General features: G+C 50.8%; 13 protein-coding genes. 4 read left to right on the plus strand and 9 right to left on the minus strand.

What is annotated here, in order from left to right; translation table 11 throughout:
- Nucleotides 1–108 precede the first annotated feature (108 nt).
- Complete coding sequence (locus ACFQ1C_RS08170; protein WP_379558117.1) at nucleotides 109–720, minus strand: peroxiredoxin C; 612 nt, start codon at nucleotides 718–720, stop codon at nucleotides 109–111.
- A 300-nt stretch (nucleotides 721–1,020) separates the two neighbouring features.
- On the opposite strand from ACFQ1C_RS08170, the gene ACFQ1C_RS08175 reads away from it, so the two are divergent.
- The 3 genes from ACFQ1C_RS08175 to aguA all read left to right on the plus strand — a co-directional run bounded on the left by ACFQ1C_RS08175 (nucleotide 1,021) and on the right by aguA (nucleotide 5,296).
- Nucleotides 1,021–2,343: a Na+/H+ antiporter family protein gene (locus tag ACFQ1C_RS08175; RefSeq protein WP_379558118.1), complete on the plus strand. Its 1,323-nt coding sequence runs from the start codon at nucleotides 1,021–1,023 to the stop codon at nucleotides 2,341–2,343.
- Between the two features lie 986 nt (nucleotides 2,344–3,329).
- A complete protein-coding gene (gene aguB / locus ACFQ1C_RS08180) occupies nucleotides 3,330–4,220 on the plus strand; it encodes an N-carbamoylputrescine amidase (protein WP_379558119.1) in 891 nt (296 codons plus the stop codon).
- Complete coding sequence (gene aguA, locus ACFQ1C_RS08185) at nucleotides 4,220–5,296, plus strand: agmatine deiminase (RefSeq protein ID WP_379558120.1); 1,077 nt, start codon at nucleotides 4,220–4,222, stop codon at nucleotides 5,294–5,296. The genes aguB and aguA overlap by 1 nt, the downstream gene beginning before the upstream one ends.
- A 194-nt stretch (nucleotides 5,297–5,490) precedes the next feature.
- On the opposite strand, the gene dedD is transcribed toward aguA, so the two are convergent.
- The 6 genes from dedD to ACFQ1C_RS08215 form a co-directional block, all read right to left on the minus strand.
- Complete coding sequence (dedD, locus tag ACFQ1C_RS08190; protein ID WP_379558121.1) at nucleotides 5,491–6,102, minus strand: cell division protein DedD; 612 nt, start codon at nucleotides 6,100–6,102, stop codon at nucleotides 5,491–5,493.
- 59 nt (nucleotides 6,103–6,161) lie between these two features.
- On the minus strand, nucleotides 6,162–7,433 hold the full coding sequence (gene folC / locus ACFQ1C_RS08195) for a bifunctional tetrahydrofolate synthase/dihydrofolate synthase (protein WP_379558122.1): 1,272 nt from the start codon (nucleotides 7,431–7,433) through the stop codon (nucleotides 6,162–6,164).
- Nucleotides 7,433–8,356: an acetyl-CoA carboxylase, carboxyltransferase subunit beta gene (gene accD, locus ACFQ1C_RS08200; protein ID WP_379558123.1), complete on the minus strand. Its 924-nt coding sequence runs from the start codon at nucleotides 8,354–8,356 to the stop codon at nucleotides 7,433–7,435. Before accD ends, folC begins: the two co-directional genes overlap by 1 nt.
- 185 nt (nucleotides 8,357–8,541) lie before the next feature.
- Nucleotides 8,542–9,339 carry a tRNA pseudouridine(38-40) synthase TruA gene (truA, locus tag ACFQ1C_RS08205; RefSeq protein ID WP_379558124.1) on the minus strand — a complete coding sequence of 266 codons (798 nt, stop codon included), beginning with the start codon at nucleotides 9,337–9,339 and terminating at the stop codon, nucleotides 8,542–8,544.
- A 114-nt stretch (nucleotides 9,340–9,453) separates the two neighbouring features.
- Nucleotides 9,454–11,448: a FimV/HubP family polar landmark protein gene (locus ACFQ1C_RS08210; protein WP_379558125.1), complete on the minus strand. Its 1,995-nt coding sequence runs from the start codon at nucleotides 11,446–11,448 to the stop codon at nucleotides 9,454–9,456.
- 132 nt (nucleotides 11,449–11,580) lie between these two features.
- Nucleotides 11,581–12,684 carry a 4-phosphoerythronate dehydrogenase gene (locus ACFQ1C_RS08215; RefSeq protein ID WP_379558126.1) on the minus strand — a complete coding sequence of 368 codons (1,104 nt, stop codon included), beginning with the start codon at nucleotides 12,682–12,684 and terminating at the stop codon, nucleotides 11,581–11,583.
- Between the two features lie 124 nt (nucleotides 12,685–12,808).
- On the opposite strand from ACFQ1C_RS08215, the gene ACFQ1C_RS08220 reads away from it, so the two are divergent.
- A complete protein-coding gene (locus ACFQ1C_RS08220) occupies nucleotides 12,809–13,561 on the plus strand; it encodes a phosphatase PAP2 family protein (RefSeq protein ID WP_379558127.1) in 753 nt (250 codons plus the stop codon).
- A 138-nt stretch (nucleotides 13,562–13,699) separates the two neighbouring features.
- Here ACFQ1C_RS08220 and ACFQ1C_RS08225 read toward each other — a convergent pair whose 3' ends face one another.
- Together ACFQ1C_RS08225 and ACFQ1C_RS08230 are read right to left on the minus strand one after the other, a co-directional pair.
- A complete protein-coding gene (locus ACFQ1C_RS08225; protein ID WP_379558128.1) occupies nucleotides 13,700–14,254 on the minus strand; it encodes an NAD(P)H nitroreductase in 555 nt (184 codons plus the stop codon).
- 429 nt (nucleotides 14,255–14,683) lie between these two features.
- Nucleotides 14,684–16,690, minus strand: a complete 2,007-nt coding sequence (locus tag ACFQ1C_RS08230) for an FAD-dependent oxidoreductase (RefSeq protein WP_379558129.1) — start codon at nucleotides 16,688–16,690, stop codon at nucleotides 14,684–14,686.
- Nucleotides 16,691–16,945: the final 255 nt, after the last annotated feature.

Below are 16,945 nucleotides of genomic sequence, written 5' to 3' on the forward strand. Positions count from 1 at the left end.
GGTATTCTGACGCCGTATAAGGATCGGTCAACCGATCGCCAAAATTTCTTAACTGATCGGTGTTAGGCTTGCGCCGGCATTTTTTAACTCAGTTAATCTAAACGCGGTTTAGCGCTTTAGATCGGCTGCGTTTTCAGTCAGATATTTAGCTACACCTTCGGTAGAAGCTTCCATACCTTTTTTGCCTTTTTCCCACTGTGCAGGACATACTTCGCCGTGCTCTTCGTGGTACTGCAGCGCGTCAACCATGCGCAGCATTTCGTCGATGTTACGACCCAGTGGCAGATCGTTTACTACCTGGTGACGTACCTGACCGTTGTTGTCGATCAAGAAAGAACCACGGAAAGCCACACCGGCTTCTGGGTGCTCAACATCGTATGCTTTGCAGATTTCGTGCTTAATGTCAGCTACCAGTGGGTATTTAACCTGGCCAATGCCGCCGTTTTCAACGCTGGTGTTGCGCCATGCGTTGTGGCTGAACTGAGAGTCGATTGACACGCCGATTACTTCTACGCCGCGCTTCTGGAACTCTTCAAAACGATCGTCAAAGGCGATCAGTTCAGAAGGACATACGAAGGTGAAGTCCAATGGGTAGAAGAACAGCACTGCTGCTTTGCCCTTGGTGAACTCTTTTAGGTTGAAGTTTTCAACGATTTCGCCATTGCCCAGTACAGCTGCAGCAGTAAAGTCAGGGGCCTGACGGCCTACCAATACGCTCATGTCTATCTCCTTGGTGATTACACTATATAGGTTTACAAGAAACCACATCGTTCAACCTAATAGTATATGGGCGAGCAATGTGAAACCCAAGGGGCAGCGTGTTATATCAATTCACTTGCTCAAAATAACTACAACTTAACGCAGTAAAGCATGAAAGATTACAACGCCAGACTCCTTATGCCTCATCGAACACGGCTTTGCCTCCCTGCTTGAATTGGCAAAAAAGCTCGACATTCTGCGCTAAACTCGCAGAATACCCACCCTCATCTCTCTTTAATTACAAAATCGTAAGGATACATAATGAATCCTGTTGTTATCGCCGTCTGCCTGATGCTGGTACTGAGTTTACTGCGTATTAACGTGGTGATTGCCATTACCCTCAGCGCCATCGTCGGTGGCATGGTGGGCGGCTTATCACTCACAGAGGCGGCCAATATTTTTGCCGGAGGCTTGAGCGGTGGCGCCACTATCGCACTAAGTTATGCCATGCTGGGGGCCTTTGCCGTGGCTATTGCTCGCTCTGGCATTACCGACTTATTGGCCTTTAAAATCATTAAAGCGCTGGGCCAAAATGCCAGTGCCGGACGCATGGTATGGATTAAGTCCTTGCTGTTGACGAGCATTTTTTTAGTTGCCGTGTCATCGCAAAACTTGGTACCCGTGCACATTGCCTTTATTCCTATTTTGATCCCGCCACTATTACACGTCATGGCCAAGCTTAAGCTTGACCGCCGCGCCGTGGCCTGTGTGCTGACCTTTGGTCTGACTGCTACCTACATGATGCTACCGGTCGGCTTTGGCGGTATCTTTTTGCACACGGTCTTATTGGCGAACATGCTAGAGAATGGCGTTGAAGTAACGCGTTCTATGCTACCGATTGCCATGGGTATTCCGGTGTTTGGTATGTTTTTAGGCTTATTGGTGGCGCTGTTTTTCACCTACCGCAAACCACGCCTGTACGATGAAAGCAAAATTGTCGCGGTAGAGCCCGAGCATATACAAATTCATGTGCCGCATCTTTTCGTAGCGATAATCGCGATTTTATGTGCATTGAGCTTACAGCTATATAGCAACTCCATCATTTTAGGTGCCATGGTCGGCTTTATTATTTTCACTTTTGGTGGTGTTATCAAGTTTAAAGAAAGCCAAGATGCCTTCACCCAAGGGGTGAAAATGATGTCGTTGATTGGCTTTATTATGATTGCCGCCGCCGGTTTTGCCGCCGTTATCAAGGCCACCGATGGTATTGGCTCGCTAGTGCAAGCTGTTGAAATGAGCATGGGTGACAATAAACCACTGGCGGCATTGATGATGCTGATCGTGGGCTTATTAATCACCATGGGCATTGGCTCGTCGTTTTCGACCATTCCTATTATTGCACCTATTTATGCACCTTTATGTCTTGCGCTGGGTTTTTCACCCTTGGCGGCACTGGCTATTATTGGTACTGCCGGCGCCTTGGGTGATGCGGGCTCTCCGGCTTCAGATTCAACCCTTGGCCCCACCTCGGGCCTAAATGCCGATGGTCAGCATGATCATATTTGGGATTCGGTGGTACCGACCTTTATTCATTACAACCTGCCATTAATTGGCTTTGGTTGGTTAGCAGCCATGATATTGTGACGAAAGCCTAACCCCTTCGGGGAGCTATACGCTATAAGCAAAAAATAAACAGCCGCCACCCGCCTTGGGTTGGCGGCTGTTTTATTAGTAATAACATAGCGCCCTGCGCCCAGCATTAGGCGTCCAGCTAAACCAAAACACCGTTCTTTGTTTTCCTTGGTGCTGGGCGCCGGGCGCTATGTTTAGTCCTTCACCCTTAATACCAATTCCATTAAACAATCGATCTATTTGATTGTCATATCAGCTCCGAACAAAGGGCCCGCTCCACCGACCCGCTGCAAGCACATCCTTGTGACGCTCAGCACATGACCTCCCTGTCATGTGATGGTCGGTGGAGCAGATACCCTTTGTCCTCCTTGATGATGCAGAGTCGCCTGTTGGCAGTGTATACGGGCAACTCGGTGTACTAGGAGAGGTAACAGAGATGGCCTCCCACGACCGTGAAATGACAGGGACGTCATTTCCCGAGCCCCCATGGATGGGTTTATGGCGTGTCGTGGGAGGCGGCTGTGTTACCTCTGGCGCTCCGACCCGGCACCTGACCAAATACTTAATGTGATTGGTATTAAAAAGACAAAAAAACTTTCTCGCCACGGAACCCACGGAAAAATTAAGATTTAAATCAAAGTGAAAATTTCTTAGTTGAAACCTTATAAATCTGGCTTTTCGCTTTGGATCTGCTCTTCGTCCGTGGATTCCGTGGCAAAAATGATCTTAGGGTTTTGATACTGTCTCGTCCCCTTCACTCTTTACGCGTCACCCTTAACAATGCTCCGCTCTTCGAACCTCATAATTTAAAAAAATCATAAGATCTAATTGCGAGTTTTCCCCCTTAGAGGCACACTGCGGCCTTGAATTTGAGTTGTTAAAATATGGATGGTTTGGCCCCTTGGTGGAAGCAATGCTTCACCGCTGAAGACTCACTTGATGATAGCCTTCAGGTGCCTTAACGACTCGTCCCCTTTTATCACGTTAAGGAACTGAATATGACCATGGTTAGTGTCGCCGCCACCCAAATGGCCTGCAGCTGGAATAGAGAAGAAAACATCAATCGTGCCGAAAAACTGGTACGTGAAGCCGCCGAAAAAGGCGCGCAAATTATCTTAATTCAAGAGCTGTTTGAAGCACCCTACTTTTGTATTGACCAAAGCCCCGATCATTTTGCATTGGCGCAAGAAGTCGACAACAGCCCGCTTATTCGCCATTTTCAGGCGTTAGCCAAAGAATTGGCCGTAGTGCTGCCGTTAAGCTTTTTTGAGCGTGCGGGTACGGCTTTTTATAACTCGCTGGTCGTCATCGATGCCGATGGCAGCGTGCTCGATTTATATCGTAAAACTCACATTCCTAACGGCCCGGGTTATCAAGAAAAGCAGTTTTTCACCCCAGGCGATACTGGCTATAAAGTATGGCAAACCCGTTATGCCAAAATTGGCGTGGCTATTTGCTGGGATCAATGGTTTCCCGAAACCGCACGCAGCCTAGCACTCTTGGGAGCAGAGCTGATGTTCTTCCCCACCGCCATTGGTAGCGAGCCCCAAGATGCAACCATAGACAGCCAGCCACACTGGACGCGTACCCAGCAAGGTCATGCGGCAGCCAACCTAGTTCCTGTTATTGCGTCTAACCGCATTGGTACCGAACAAAGCAAATACATTGATGGGCTAGAGACTACGTTCTACGGCTCTTCATTTATTACCGACGAGTTTGGTGAGCTGGTACAGCAGGCCGATAAGACGACCGAAGGCGTTTTGGTGCACAGCTTCGACTTAGCAAAAATCGCCATCACCAGAGCCAGCTGGGGGCTATTCCGTGATCGTCGTCCCGCCATGTATAGCACACTGCAAACCTCTGACGGCAAACAACAAGGTGGCTGCTAATGGACGCTCTTAAAGGTTTTTATATGCCCGGCGAATGGGCACCTCAAGACGCGGTGTGGATGATTTGGCCACACCGCCCCGATAACTGGCGCGAATTTGGTAAGCCGGCGCAGGCCACCTTTGCCAACATTGCCGAGGCCATTGCCGTAGCAACCCCCGTGTATATGGCAGTGCCCGAGCAAGAAATGGCTCATGCTAAAGCGATAATGCCGTCTTCGGTCAACCTCGTGGCCATAGACAGTGACGATGCTTGGGCGCGTGATACCGGCCCCACCATGGTTATTAATAATAACGGCGAGCGTGCGGGCATTAGCTGGATATTCAACGCATGGGGCGGCCACGAAGAAGGTCTCTATTACTCTTGGGAAAAAGATCAAGCGATGGCGGGTGCCATGCTCGAGCACCACGCATTCCCCAAGTTTAAAGCCCCTATCGTGTTAGAAGGCGGCTCAATTCATGTGGACGGTGAAGGCACCCTGCTTACCACCGCAGAGTGTTTACTCAATCGCAACCGTAACCCAGATTATACTCAACAAGACATTGAGCAGCAGCTTAAGGACTATTTGGGTGTGACGCATTTCATTTGGCTGCCGCTAGGCGTGTACTTAGATGAAACTGATGGCCACATCGACAACATAGCTTGTTTTGCTCGCCCAGGTGAGGTGATCTTGCATTGGACCGACGATAAAAACGATCCTCAATATGCGCGATCTCAAGCCGCCTTTAAAGTATTAAGCCAAGCACGCGATGCCAAAGGTCGACAGTTGAAAGTTTGGAAGTTGCCACAACCGAATCCTCTGTATATCAGCAAGCAAGAAGCAGCCGGCGTTAAGGCAGGTTCGGGCGTACCACGCCTTGCCGGTGATCGCATGGCCGGCTCGTATGTCAATTTTTTGATTACTAATAATCGATTGATCTTCCCATTACTCGACCCTAAAACCGATGGCCAGGCACAGCAGATATTAGAAACTATCTTCCCTGAACTAGACGTTGTGGGTGTCGAAACGCGAGAAGTATTACTGGGCGGCGGTAACATACATTGCATTACCCAGCAAATACCTGCAACACAGCCGTAAGCTGTACGCTATAAGCCATACGTTAAAGATAAAAAATAACACCGGATCAATAGACCCGGTGTTTTATTTCTTACCGCGTACGGCGTACGGCTTAAAGCGCCCCCAGCCCAGCCAATAAAAAACCCGAGCCTGTAAACAGACTCGGGGTTTTATTTTATTTCACTGACAGCTTAAAGCTTACGGCTTACCGCTCATTACTTAGGTCTAACACTGCCTTTAAGGCCAGTTAACTGCTGCAATGCGCTTAACTGTTGCTCTAAACGGGCTTTATTGTCGGGCCCAATCCATACTCGGTTGATCTCGCCCTGACGCGGAACCGCTGGCGTAGTTTGCGCCCGGTATCCTGCCGCTTGCAGCTTTTTCACTAACGCATTCACGTTGTCTGCATTGCGAAACGCCCCTAGCTGTACGATGTGATCGCCCGACTGGGGTGCCACCGGCTTAATGATTGGCGCTGGCGTGATTACGGGCTTGGCCTTCACCTCTGGCTGAGGTGCAGGTGCAGCCACAACAGCTTGAGCAACAGGCTTAGGCGTGGGTGCCACAGGAGGCGCTTCTTTCGCTTCCTCTATGGTCCAGGTGTCGGGTGCAGCCACAGGTGCACCTTCGCCGTTATCCACCTTAGCCGTTTGCACAGGCGCCACTACCACCGGCCGCACCGGATCAAGCTCGGGACGCAGCGGTATGGTCACCGACTCATCCGGTGCTCGCTGTTGTTTTCCGTCTAATAAATCAGGCAGAAAGATAACGCCCAGCGCCACCAAAATAACGGTACCTACTAATCGTTGCTGAAACTGTGTCGCCAAAGCTTTCTCCCACTTACTGCCGATGATGTTGCCAGCCATATGACCCGTTATGGCGTTCGTTATGCTTTGCTTGCCTGCGCGTGACTTGCTAATACGTCGGCAACGGTAAAAAAAGAACCAAATGCAATGATCACATCGTGCGGTTTGGCATTAGCGTGTGCCGCTGCCAACGCATCCGCCACCGAACTAAAACACGCCCCTTCCTGCCACTGAGATAACTCGTTGGCACTCGCACCTCTTGGCCCATTTAAACTGGCTAAATACCAGTCATCCACAAGGCCATGTAAGGGCGCCAAGCTGGCTGCTATGTCTTTGTCTTTTAACATGCCCACCACCGCTAAGCAGCGGCCTGGGCCTTTAATACTTGGTAAACGGCTCGCCAAATAAGTTGCAGACTCTGGGTTATGCGCTACATCCACCCACAGTTGAGACGTTAATTGCTGCAAACGTCCGATAAGCTGTGCCTGCATTAACCCTGCTTTAATGGCGTTACTATCGGGCATAAATGGCGATAGCGCCAGTGTAGCCACTGCCGTTGCTGCATTCATTACCGGCAATAATGGTAACGGCAGCGTATCCAGCTCTACGCCAAAGCCGCTGAAGGACCACTGTTCTTGGCTCTCTTGTACCTGCCAAAAATAGTCACGCCCCGTGCAATATAAAGGGGTGCCTAATTGCTTGGCATGCGCTAGTAAGCTGGCGGGCGGCTCCGCGTCACCACACACCGCAGGCTTAGCGCCCCGAAAAATACCGGCTTTCTCAAAGCCCACACTTTCACGATCTGAACCCAACCAGTCGGTATGATCCAATGCGATGGTAGTCACTACGGTTTGATCTGATGCCACCACGTTTGTGGCATCTAATCGCCCTCCCAACCCCACTTCAAGCAGCACCACTTGGGGTGCGGCCGCGCGAAATAACCACAGCGCCGCCAGCGTCGTGAACTCAAAGTAGGTTAACGCCACCTCGGGGCTGTTTGCCTGCATTCGGGCCGCGTCAACCGCCGCAAACGCGGCACAAAAATCGGCCGCGGCAGGACTGTCATCATTAACGCGTACCCGCTCGCGATAATCCACTAAATGAGGGGATGAATACACCCCCACACTATGGCCACCCGCACGCAACATTGACTCCATCAGTGCACAGGTGGTGCCCTTGCCGTTGGTGCCGCCCACGGTAATAACATAACTGGGCAAACTCAGCAGCCCCAGTCGCTCTGCAACCAGATTCATGCGAGATAGGCCAAGCTCAATATGCGCCATATTGAGCCCTTCTAGCACCGGTAACCAATCAGCTAAAGTGCGCAGCTTAGGAGCAATGTCGCGGCTCATTACTGCTGGGCCGGCTCTTGGTTCATCGTCTTACCATCGGCAGGCTCTACGTGCAGCGGCTTAGCGTTGGCTGGCTCTTGGTTCATCAACTTGCCGATTAAACCGGCTATCTTGTCGCGCATTTCACGGCGGTCGATGATCATATCAATAGCACCGTGCTCCAGCAAAAACTCACTACGCTGAAAACCATCAGGCAGCTTTTCGCGTACGGTTTGCTCAATAACGCGAGGGCCGGCAAAACCAATTAAGGCTTTTGGCTCACCCACGTTGATGTCACCTAACATCGCCAAGCTGGCCGATACGCCACCCATGGTCGGGTCGGTTAATACCGAAATATACGGCAAGCCTGCTTCTGATAAGCGGTTAAGTGCAGCACTGGTTTTGGCCATTTGCATCAGCGAAAATAACGCTTCTTGCATACGCGCACCGCCAGAGGCAGAAAAACATACCAAGGCACGGTTTTCTTCTATACAAGCGTTAACCGCTTCAATAAAGCGCGCACCCACTACCGAGGCCATAGAACCGCCCATAAAAGAGAATTCAAAGGCACAAACGGCCACGGGAATACCTTTTAGGGTACCAGTCATAGACACCATGGCGTCTTTTTCGTTGCTGGCTTTTTGTGCCGCGCTAATGCGGTCTTTATATTTTTTAGAATCTCTGAATTTAAGCACATCTTGTGGCTCTAATTCCGCACCCAGTTCAACGCGGTTATCCGCATCCAGAAACTTGTCTAAGCGCAGGCGGGCACCAATGCGCATGTGGTGATCGCACTTAGGGCACACGTCTAAATTGCGGTCCAACTCGGCACGGTATAATACCTGCTCGCAACTGGCACACTTGCTCCACACTCCCTCTGGGATACTGTGACGACGAACACCAATGTTCTTATTCTTGGGAAGAATTTTCTCTAACCAACTCATGGAGATCCTTAGCGTAATTGCATCGTTATTGCAGCTTATTTGCTGCGGGTTTCGCAAATATATTGCTTCGAAAACAGACCGGCTGCCAAAAAACTCTCTAAAGAGAGTTTTTTGATAATATGGCAAGCATTAAACCATATATCAGCCTGTTCGTTGATAAAAATTATGGGTTAACCACCCCATCTTCAACCGCGTAAGTTGTCGGGTAACCACAAAGGACCGGGTATGGTGGTTGGCAGTCCAAATGATTCAGGGTAATCCACGGTCACTAAATACAGACCACCGGCCTTGGCAGTAGGGCCTGCTACTCTGCGGTCTCGCGCGGCCAGCACCTCTTTCACCCATCCTACACTCGCCTCGCCCAACCCCACTTTAATAAGAGTACCGGCAATATTGCGCACCATATGATGCACAAAGGCATTCGCTTTAATATCCAGCACCACATAGTGCCCATAGCGCTGCACATTTAAGTGCAATATGTTGCGTTGAGGGCTGTGCGATTGACATTGCATGGCACGAAACGAGGTAAAGTCATGATCGCCCAGCAAGCACTGTCCAGCCTCGTGCATTTTTTGTGCATCAAGTTCGCCCACATAATGGCTCACACCACTGGCATTAATGGCAGGCCGCATACTGTGGTTAAAAATAATGTAACGATAGCGGCGTGCGGTCGCGCTAAAGCGGGCATGAAAATCGTCACTGGTATATTTTACCCAGCGTATGGCGATATCACTGGGCAAATTGGCATTCATGCCCAGTGTCCACGCACCGGGCTGGCGAATAGCCTCGGTATCAAAATGCACCACCTGACCGGTACCGTGCACACCGGCGTCGGTACGTCCGGCACATTGCACCGTAGTGGGATGATTGGCGATTTGTGATACGGCTTTTTCTATCTCAGCTTGCACACTGGGGACTTCTCGTTGTCGTTGCCAGCCAAAATATTGGCTGCCGTCATACTCGATGCCAAGAGCAATGCGCATAAATTTATTCCACGGGGTAAAAAGGACGGCAATTATACTCGTTAGCGAGCTAAATTGAAGAACTGGCCTCATTATGAAGCCAGTTATAATGCCATATAGAGGCTAATGGTTACGTTAGCCGCGTTTATCGAGCCGCTGCAATAGCTTCTGCGCATCACGCTGCTGCGCTTCATTACCACGCTCAATGGCTTCGTTTAGCAGATCGCGGGCGCTATCAACATCATCAATTTCAATGTAGGCACGCGCTAAATCTAGCTGGGCACCAATGCCACCTTCATCGGCATCAATATCAACGCCATCACCTTGGCCAATCACATCCGCATAGTCATCCAGTTCAAGATCTAACTTGCGCTCTCTTTCTGAGACTGAGCCGTCGGCAGCTTCCGCTTCAGCCATTAGCTGGTCAACAGACACATAGTCTTCTTTAGCTAAAGGGATGTCGGCAGGTGCGCTATCCTCTGGCTCGTCGGCAAAAGTATCATCGCCAAGCGGGCTATCAGCAAAGACACTGTTTGCTAATGTTTCAGCAGTATTGTCGTCGGTCGTGACAAAAGTATCATCCGGTTCGTCTATTGAATTAGTGTCTTCTAGTGGGCTAGCGTCTTCAGGCAAAGCCTGCTCGCTGGCCGTATCCGCGAATACATCATCAAGATCGTCATTAGATACGCGATCCCCATCGCTTTCGGTGAGCGGTGTTTCATCCTCAAACAAGGCATCGTCATCAAAATCTATTGGGACTGGCTGCTCCGCCGTTTCTTGTTGGCGCACATTTTCTTGTTCTTCTTGCAGCTGTTGCTCTTCTAAAAAACGCGTAAAAGCATCTTCGTCCACGTCTTGCTCAAGCTGAATATCTTTAAGCTCATCGTCGAGCATAGGATCGGTATCGTCTGCTGCGCCAAACAAGTCTTCAAAATCGTCGCGCTCATCTTCTAGCATAGCGCTGGTTTCTGATAACTCTTGTTCTTGCTCAGCCAAATCGCGCCGCTCTCGATTGCGCCACCACAAGGTAAACAGTGCCAACAACAATAACGCAGGTAAAATCAGGATCAGTGCCAAATTCAAAGGATTGTTAAGCAGCTCACTTAACCAACCTTGCGGCTTCGTTTTTTCTTCCCCCGCCTGAATATCTTCAACTGCAAACCCTGTTGTGCTGCGAGAGGTTTTTAAATCTTCGACTTCAGCCGTTAACTGCGTCAATCGCTGGCGCATAGCCTGATTGTTATCCGCTAATGCCGTTAACTGTTCGTTAGACATCGCGACTTGTTCACGCAACTCATCCATCAGTTGTAACTGTAAGCGAGTGAGAGCGCTATCTTCTACCTGACTTGGGCTAGGCGCACTCATTGGTCTTTCAACCGATGCGGGTGCCGCTTTAGGCTCACTGAGGCCATAGGCCAGCGGCGTCTCTGGTTGAGTCTGACTGATCGTTCCCGGTGGCTGAGCCGCCATGGGGGCTGAGGGCGCTGCAACCGGTGTTGTTTTTTCAGCCACTTGAGCCTGAGGAGCAGGCTTTGCTACTTGAGGAGCAGGAGATGCAGGTACGGCTGGCACTGCAGGCTTGGTCACTTGCGCAATTTGTGTGGTTTTTTCGGCTGAGGGTGCCGTGGCTGCCCGAGTCACTCGACGGCTACCTTGGCGGCTTAAACGGCTAAATTCTATTTGCGCTTCGCCTGCCGAGCGTTGGGTTGCCTGAGTGTCAGTTGGCAGTCGCAACTGAGCACCGCGCTGCAGATAATTAATATTGCCACGTACAAACGCTTGAGCGTTAAGGTGGTATAGCGCCACCATAGTTTGTTGCACTGTAATGGGCGCTCGCGTATTACGTGCCGCTATGGCCCATAAGGTATCGGTGCTACGAATAGGCCCATAGCGCCCTGCGCTAATGGCAGACGGTGCAGCTGCAGTATTTGCTGAAGCGGTAGCCGGCTGTGCAGTCGGTTGATTACCCGCCGCACTATCTGCAGGAGGCTGAGCGCTATTAAGGCGCGTTGCATCAGCCGATTCAGGACCCCGGAGCTCAATATAAAATTCGCCCTGAGCCGCCGCTGTAGCCGAGTAGCCTAGCCATAAAGCCAAGCCAGCACCAAGATAGGGTCTGAGTTGTTTCATCACGTTGTTAGTATCCTTGCCTTGACGCTGTACCTGAGTGTTTAATGCCAAAACGCGCCACCACCCATATTTATATAAACAGTGTATGAAAAAAACGGTGCCGATGGGAACTTATCTATCGGCCACGGGCATTTATATTTTAAACCCCAAGCCGTGTGCGGTACTAGCAGCATTAATAAGCTGTAACGAGCCAAGCTCTCGCCGCTGAGGATAATATTTACGTAACCTGTCAAAAAATCCCGGCTGACCTAATGCTAACCGAAAAGCCGCATCATCGTGTTCAATGTTGTACACCAGCTGCACCAAGCGGGCGATCAATGCTTGCTCAAGCTCGCTGTGCAGATGAACAGCGCCAATGGGTGGCAGCGGTAATAGCTGCTCTGGGGTTAACGACACCTGACGGCCATTAAGCTCGCATAATGCACGATACAAGGCAAAGGTCCCTCTGGCCTTACCCTCGAGGCTATAACCGGCAATATGCGGCGTGGCCAGCAGTGTATGAGGCACTAACGGTGCAAGTAACGCTGGCTCATGTTCCCAAACATCCATCACTAGAGTCAAAGGATCAGTACCCTGTTGGCGCTGTAATAGCGCGGCGTTATCCCACACATCGCCACGACAAGCGTTAATCAGTACCTGTGCACCATTAAGCCCATCAATAATCGACTGATCAAGCAAATGCCACGTTGGGTGTGGTCCTTCGTGGGTCAGTGGTACATGAAAGCTCACGATGTCGGCGGTTAATGCGTGCGCCAATTCGACAAAAGCTGTCGGGTCGTGCTCGCCCTTAAATGGGTCGCATAGCAGCACTGTCATGCCCAGCGCTCGCGCTCGTTGGGCAACCTCGGAACCAGTATTACCCACGCCGACTACCGCTAGGGTTTTGTCTTTAAGTTGCCAATTTTTATGTTCTCCCACCTTTAATAAGGCGGCTAATACATAATCACCCACTGCCACCTTATTGCAGCCAGGTGCGCTGGCAAAGCCAATACCACGGCGCGCTAATAAGTCGGTATCTATGTGGTCGCAGCCAATGGTTGCAGTACCCACAAAGCGTAAGCGGGATGCCTCAGCTAATAAGTCTTCGTTTACCTGAGTGATGGATCGCACCAGCAATACATCCACATCGCGTAATTGTTCTGGGGTCATATTTCGGCCCGCACAGGTCACTATTTCTGCCCAGTCACCAAATAATTCTTGTACATAAGGCATATTTTCATCGGCTAGCAACTTCATCGACAACCTCCTGAAATAACGCGCTATTATACTCCTTGTTGGCGTAAGCTTCAGCTATCATTCGCCCCTTGTTTTGCTAATATCCTCGCATCTTTTGTTATCGGTTTTTTTTGGCGCTCTCTCTATGACATTACGATTATTATTCACAGTGCTGGCATTACTGGTGTTGCCTGTTGCGATTGCCAGCCTAGGTTATCAATGGCAATGGCATTGGTTTCCGTTACTCGATTTAGACGAGACCCCGGCCCTATTGGCTTATGGCCTAACATTAACCATCGGTAAGTTCGGTATCGCGCTCACATTAATTCTATTAAGTGCGCTGGCGTTATTTCGCTGGCGCCGCCGCCCGGGGCAGCTACTGGTGTTTTTCTTTTGCTTAATGGCCGCCCTAGGCAGTGCCTTTGTCACTAAAAGTGTAGCCAAAGAGTATTTTAAAGAGCCCCGCCCGTTTGTACTGTGGCTGGCAGATAAGGGGCGCTTAGCCGACAGCGAACGTTTTTATGCGCAACTACCCACTATACGCGAACGCTGGGTGGCCAAAGGCGTCAGTGATATGTCGGAACAACAAGTGCCCAGTTGGTTAAAGCTGCATTGGCAAGACGAGGTGAGTTATTCTTTTCCGTCTGGCCATTCTATTGCGGCCATGACCATTGCGAGTTTTTATTGTTTGTTGCTGCTATATCGGCGTCGATCACGCTGGTTGATTGGTGGTTTAGCGGTATGGGCGGTCGCGGTGTGTTATTCCCGATTGCTGTTAGGTTTGCACTGGCCGGTCGACATTTTGGCCAGCAGTGTGTTGGGCATCACCTTCGGTACGCTAGGAGCCTGGGCGTTTATCTATTGGGATGAGCGGAAAATGCACAGCCCTAAGTCGTAAGGAAGGCTGGAAGAAATTTAGTGAAGAGGGATGAGCTAAACATACTAAACATAGCGCCGAGCGCCCGGGGCCCAGCGCCAAGAAAAACAAAGAACGGTGTTTTGGTTTAGCTGGGTGGTGGGCGCCGGGCGCTTTCTTTTACTTACCGAAGTAGCGTACAAATTGGGCGGGATCGCGCTCGGGTAACTTGCGCACTTCTACCTGAGCGGTGCCCAGGTACAAGAAGCCGACGATTTGATCGGTATCGCTCAGCCCCAACGCCTGATGCACATTACGGTCGAAGGCAAACCAGCCGGTGCGCCAGATGCCATTAAAGCCCAGCGCTAGGGCTGCCATCTGCATGGCCATTAACGCACAACCGGCAGAGATTTCCTGCTCCAGCTGCGGCACCTTGTCGTGCGGTTTAACCTTGGCCACCACGGTAATGATCATCGGCGCGCGCAAGGGCGCATTACGGGCTATTTCCAAGCGCTCGGGCGCATCGCCTTTTGCCTGTGCCACCTCGGCCAGAATATCGCCCAGCGCATGACGCTGTTCGCCTTCAAATACAATAAATTCCCATGGCGTTAACGCTCCATGATCGGGTGCACGCAGTCCTGCTTTAAAAATAGTGTCTAGCTGTTCACCTGCCGGTGCCGGCTCAATCAAACGTGGGTTAGAGTGGCGATTTAATAATAGTTCCAGTGCATCCATGTGTAACACCCTTAATCTATAAGCAAAATTAATTTCGGGAGATACCATAGCAGCGTCAAGCGCCGAGCGCCAAAAAACGTTAAGAGTGAAGGGGCGGAACGTCAGAGGTAACACAGCCGCCTCTCATTAAGCACCGAGTGGTCAGCTAACCCCACCCTCAGGCGGCTCCGTGGCATAGGGGCGGATAAAGGGTTCTACTCCACCGACCATCACATAACAGGGCCAAAAAGTGCTCCTGCCGTTGTCGACAAGCCACACATGCTATGCGGTATTACTTATCACTATTTCTCCGTGGGTTCCGTGTTGTTCCGTGTTGTTCCGTGTTGTTCCGTGTTGTTCCGTGTTGTTCCGTGGCAAAAAAGGGTTAGGTCGAGGCTTAGGTTGATTATGTAGACCTCTTCACCCTTCACTCTTTCCCCCTCACATCACTTAGATAGAAAGCGCCAGTTCCATGCCTTGGCGAATGGCGCGTTTAGCATCTAACTCGGCGGCCACATCGGCCCCGCCAATTAAATGCACTTTAGCGCCCAGCTCCGTTAGTGCCGCTTGCAAGTCTCGGTTAGGTTGCTGTCCGGCACAAATAATCACGTTATCGACGGCTAAGCACAGCGTCTTGCCATCATGCTCTATGTGCAACCCTTGCTCATCAATACGCTGATAACTCACGCCGCCCCACATATGCACGCCATGCTGTCGTAAGCTAGCTCGGTGGATCCAGCCGGTGGTTTTTCCTAAGCCCTTGCCGGGTTTATCGGCTTTACGCTGTAATAGCCAGACTTGCCGGGTGGCAACTATCGGCTTAGGCGCCATTAACGCGCCCGCAGAGCGATAGTCTTGATCAACCCCCCACTCGGCCAGCCATTGTTCGGTATTTTGATGCCCGCTGGCCACTAAAAACTCGGCCACATCAAAACCAATTCCCCCCGCGCCAATAATGGCAACCTTCTCCCCCACCGTGGCATGACGTGCCAGCACATCAAGGTAACTCAGCACTTTAGGGTGATGAATGCCCTCAATGTTAGGCGTGCGCGGCACAATTCCGCTGGCCAAAACGACCTCGTCGAATGCGTGCAACAGTTCCGCAGTAGCCTCAGTATTTAGCCGCACTTCTACTCCAGATTGCCTTAGGCGGTGGTGAAAATAGCGCACGGTTTCATAAAACTCTTCTTTACCAGGTATTTGCTTGGCGTAATTAAATTGGCCGCCAATGTCACCCGCTTTCTCAAACAGCACCACTTTATGGCCCCGTTCAGCCGCTTGGCAGGCAAAGCTTAATCCGGCCATGCCTGCCCCCACCACCGCTAATTGCTTAGGGTTAGTGCTGGCGGTAATAATGAGCTCGGTTTCGTAACAGGCTCTGGGGTTAACCAAACAAGACGCGCGTTGGCGCTTAAATACATGGTCCAAACACGCCTGATTACAAGCAATACAGGTATTGATAAGCTCCGCTTGCCCGGCCGCAGCTTTATTAACAAAGTCGGCATCGGCCAAAAAGGGCCGCGCCATACACACTAAATCTGCTTGTTCTGAGGCTAATATGTGCTCTGCAACCTCAGGGGTATTAATACGATTAGTGGCCACCACCGGCACCGATAGTGCGTGGCGAACTTTTTCGGTTACCCAACTAAAGGCGGCTCGGGGCACGCTTGTGGCAATGGTGGGTACTCGCGCCTCATGCCAGCCAATACCGGTATTAATAATGGTCACGCCGGCGCGCTCGAGTGCTTGGCCCAAGGCAATGACTTCTGCAAGCGTCGAGCCTTGCTCGACTAAGTCCAGCATCGACAACCGAAAAATAATGATAAAACGCTCCCCCACGGCAGCTCGCACAGCTTGCACTATGGCTAAGGCAAAACGTTGACGGCGCTCACTACAGCCACCCCATTCATCGTCTCTATGATTGGTACGGGCACAAATAAATTGATTAATGAGGTAGCCTTCGGAGCCCATAATCTCTACGCCGTCGTAATCGGCTTGCTGGGCCAATTTGGCTGTATGGGCAAAATCGTTAATGCAGTTGCGAATTTGGCGTGGGCTCATGGCGCTGGGTTTAAAAGGATTAATAGGCGCTGATTTAGCCGACGGAGCCTGAGAAAAAGGATGGTAGGCATAACGGCCAGCATGCAAAATTTGCAGCGCAATTTTACCGCCAGCCTCATGCACCGCGTGGGTCAAGAGTCGATGTCGCGGCACCTGCCAAAAAAAACTCAACTGAGCGGCCATGGGTAATAAGCGACCACGAAAATTAGGCGCTATGCCTCCAGTAATAATCAGGCCCACACCACCACGCGCCCGCTCAGCATAAAAAGCAGCCAGCTTGGCAAAGCCACCTTTTTCTTCTTCTAATCCGGTGTGCATCGACCCCATGATCACGCGATTTTTTAGGGTGGTAAAGCCCAAGTCTAAAGGGGCCAGTAAGTGGGGATAAGGGCTCATAATAGGTTCGCCTAAGCTGTAGGTTTGACCACTTCAAGCTAGTACATCGACATGCAACTTTCAAACGTTTGTTTAATTAATCTACTAGCGCCCGACGCCAAGCACCAAGAGCTCAGCCAAAGATAGGGAATAAATAACTGTACGCTTTACGCCATACGTTGTGAGCAAAAAAAGGGTTTGTCTTTCACTTATGACATACAGCGTAAGGCGTAAGGCCACCCGAAGGGGGTCACGGCTTTGTTTTAGCGTGGCATT

Origin of the sequence: Oceanisphaera ostreae (assembly GCF_042676125.1) — a bacterium.
Taxonomy (GTDB): Bacteria; Pseudomonadota; Gammaproteobacteria; order Enterobacterales; family Aeromonadaceae; genus Oceanimonas; species Oceanimonas ostreae.

Bases quoted from the DNA above. Each gene is read 5' to 3' on its own strand.
- ACFQ1C_RS08170 (WP_379558117.1), bottom strand. From the start codon at position 720: ATGAGCGTATTGGTAGGCCGTCAGGCCCCTGACTTTACTGCTGCAGCT.
- ACFQ1C_RS08175 (WP_379558118.1), top strand. From the start codon at position 1,021: ATGAATCCTGTTGTTATCGCCGTCTGCCTGATGCTGGTACTGAGTTTA.
- aguB (WP_379558119.1), top strand. From the start codon at position 3,330: ATGACCATGGTTAGTGTCGCCGCCACCCAAATGGCCTGCAGCTGGAAT.
- aguA (WP_379558120.1), top strand. From the start codon at position 4,220: ATGGACGCTCTTAAAGGTTTTTATATGCCCGGCGAATGGGCACCTCAA.
- folC (WP_379558122.1), bottom strand. From the start codon at position 7,433: ATGAGCCGCGACATTGCTCCTAAGCTGCGCACTTTAGCTGATTGGTTA.
- accD (WP_379558123.1), bottom strand. From the start codon at position 8,356: ATGAGTTGGTTAGAGAAAATTCTTCCCAAGAATAAGAACATTGGTGTT.
- truA (WP_379558124.1), bottom strand. From the start codon at position 9,339: ATGCGCATTGCTCTTGGCATCGAGTATGACGGCAGCCAATATTTTGGC.
- ACFQ1C_RS08210 (WP_379558125.1), bottom strand. From the start codon at position 11,448: ATGAAACAACTCAGACCCTATCTTGGTGCTGGCTTGGCTTTATGGCTA.
- ACFQ1C_RS08215 (WP_379558126.1), bottom strand. From the start codon at position 12,684: ATGAAGTTGCTAGCCGATGAAAATATGCCTTATGTACAAGAATTATTT.
- ACFQ1C_RS08220 (WP_379558127.1), top strand. From the start codon at position 12,809: ATGACATTACGATTATTATTCACAGTGCTGGCATTACTGGTGTTGCCT.
- ACFQ1C_RS08225 (WP_379558128.1), bottom strand. From the start codon at position 14,254: ATGGATGCACTGGAACTATTATTAAATCGCCACTCTAACCCACGTTTG.
- ACFQ1C_RS08230 (WP_379558129.1), bottom strand. From the start codon at position 16,690: ATGAGCCCTTATCCCCACTTACTGGCCCCTTTAGACTTGGGCTTTACC.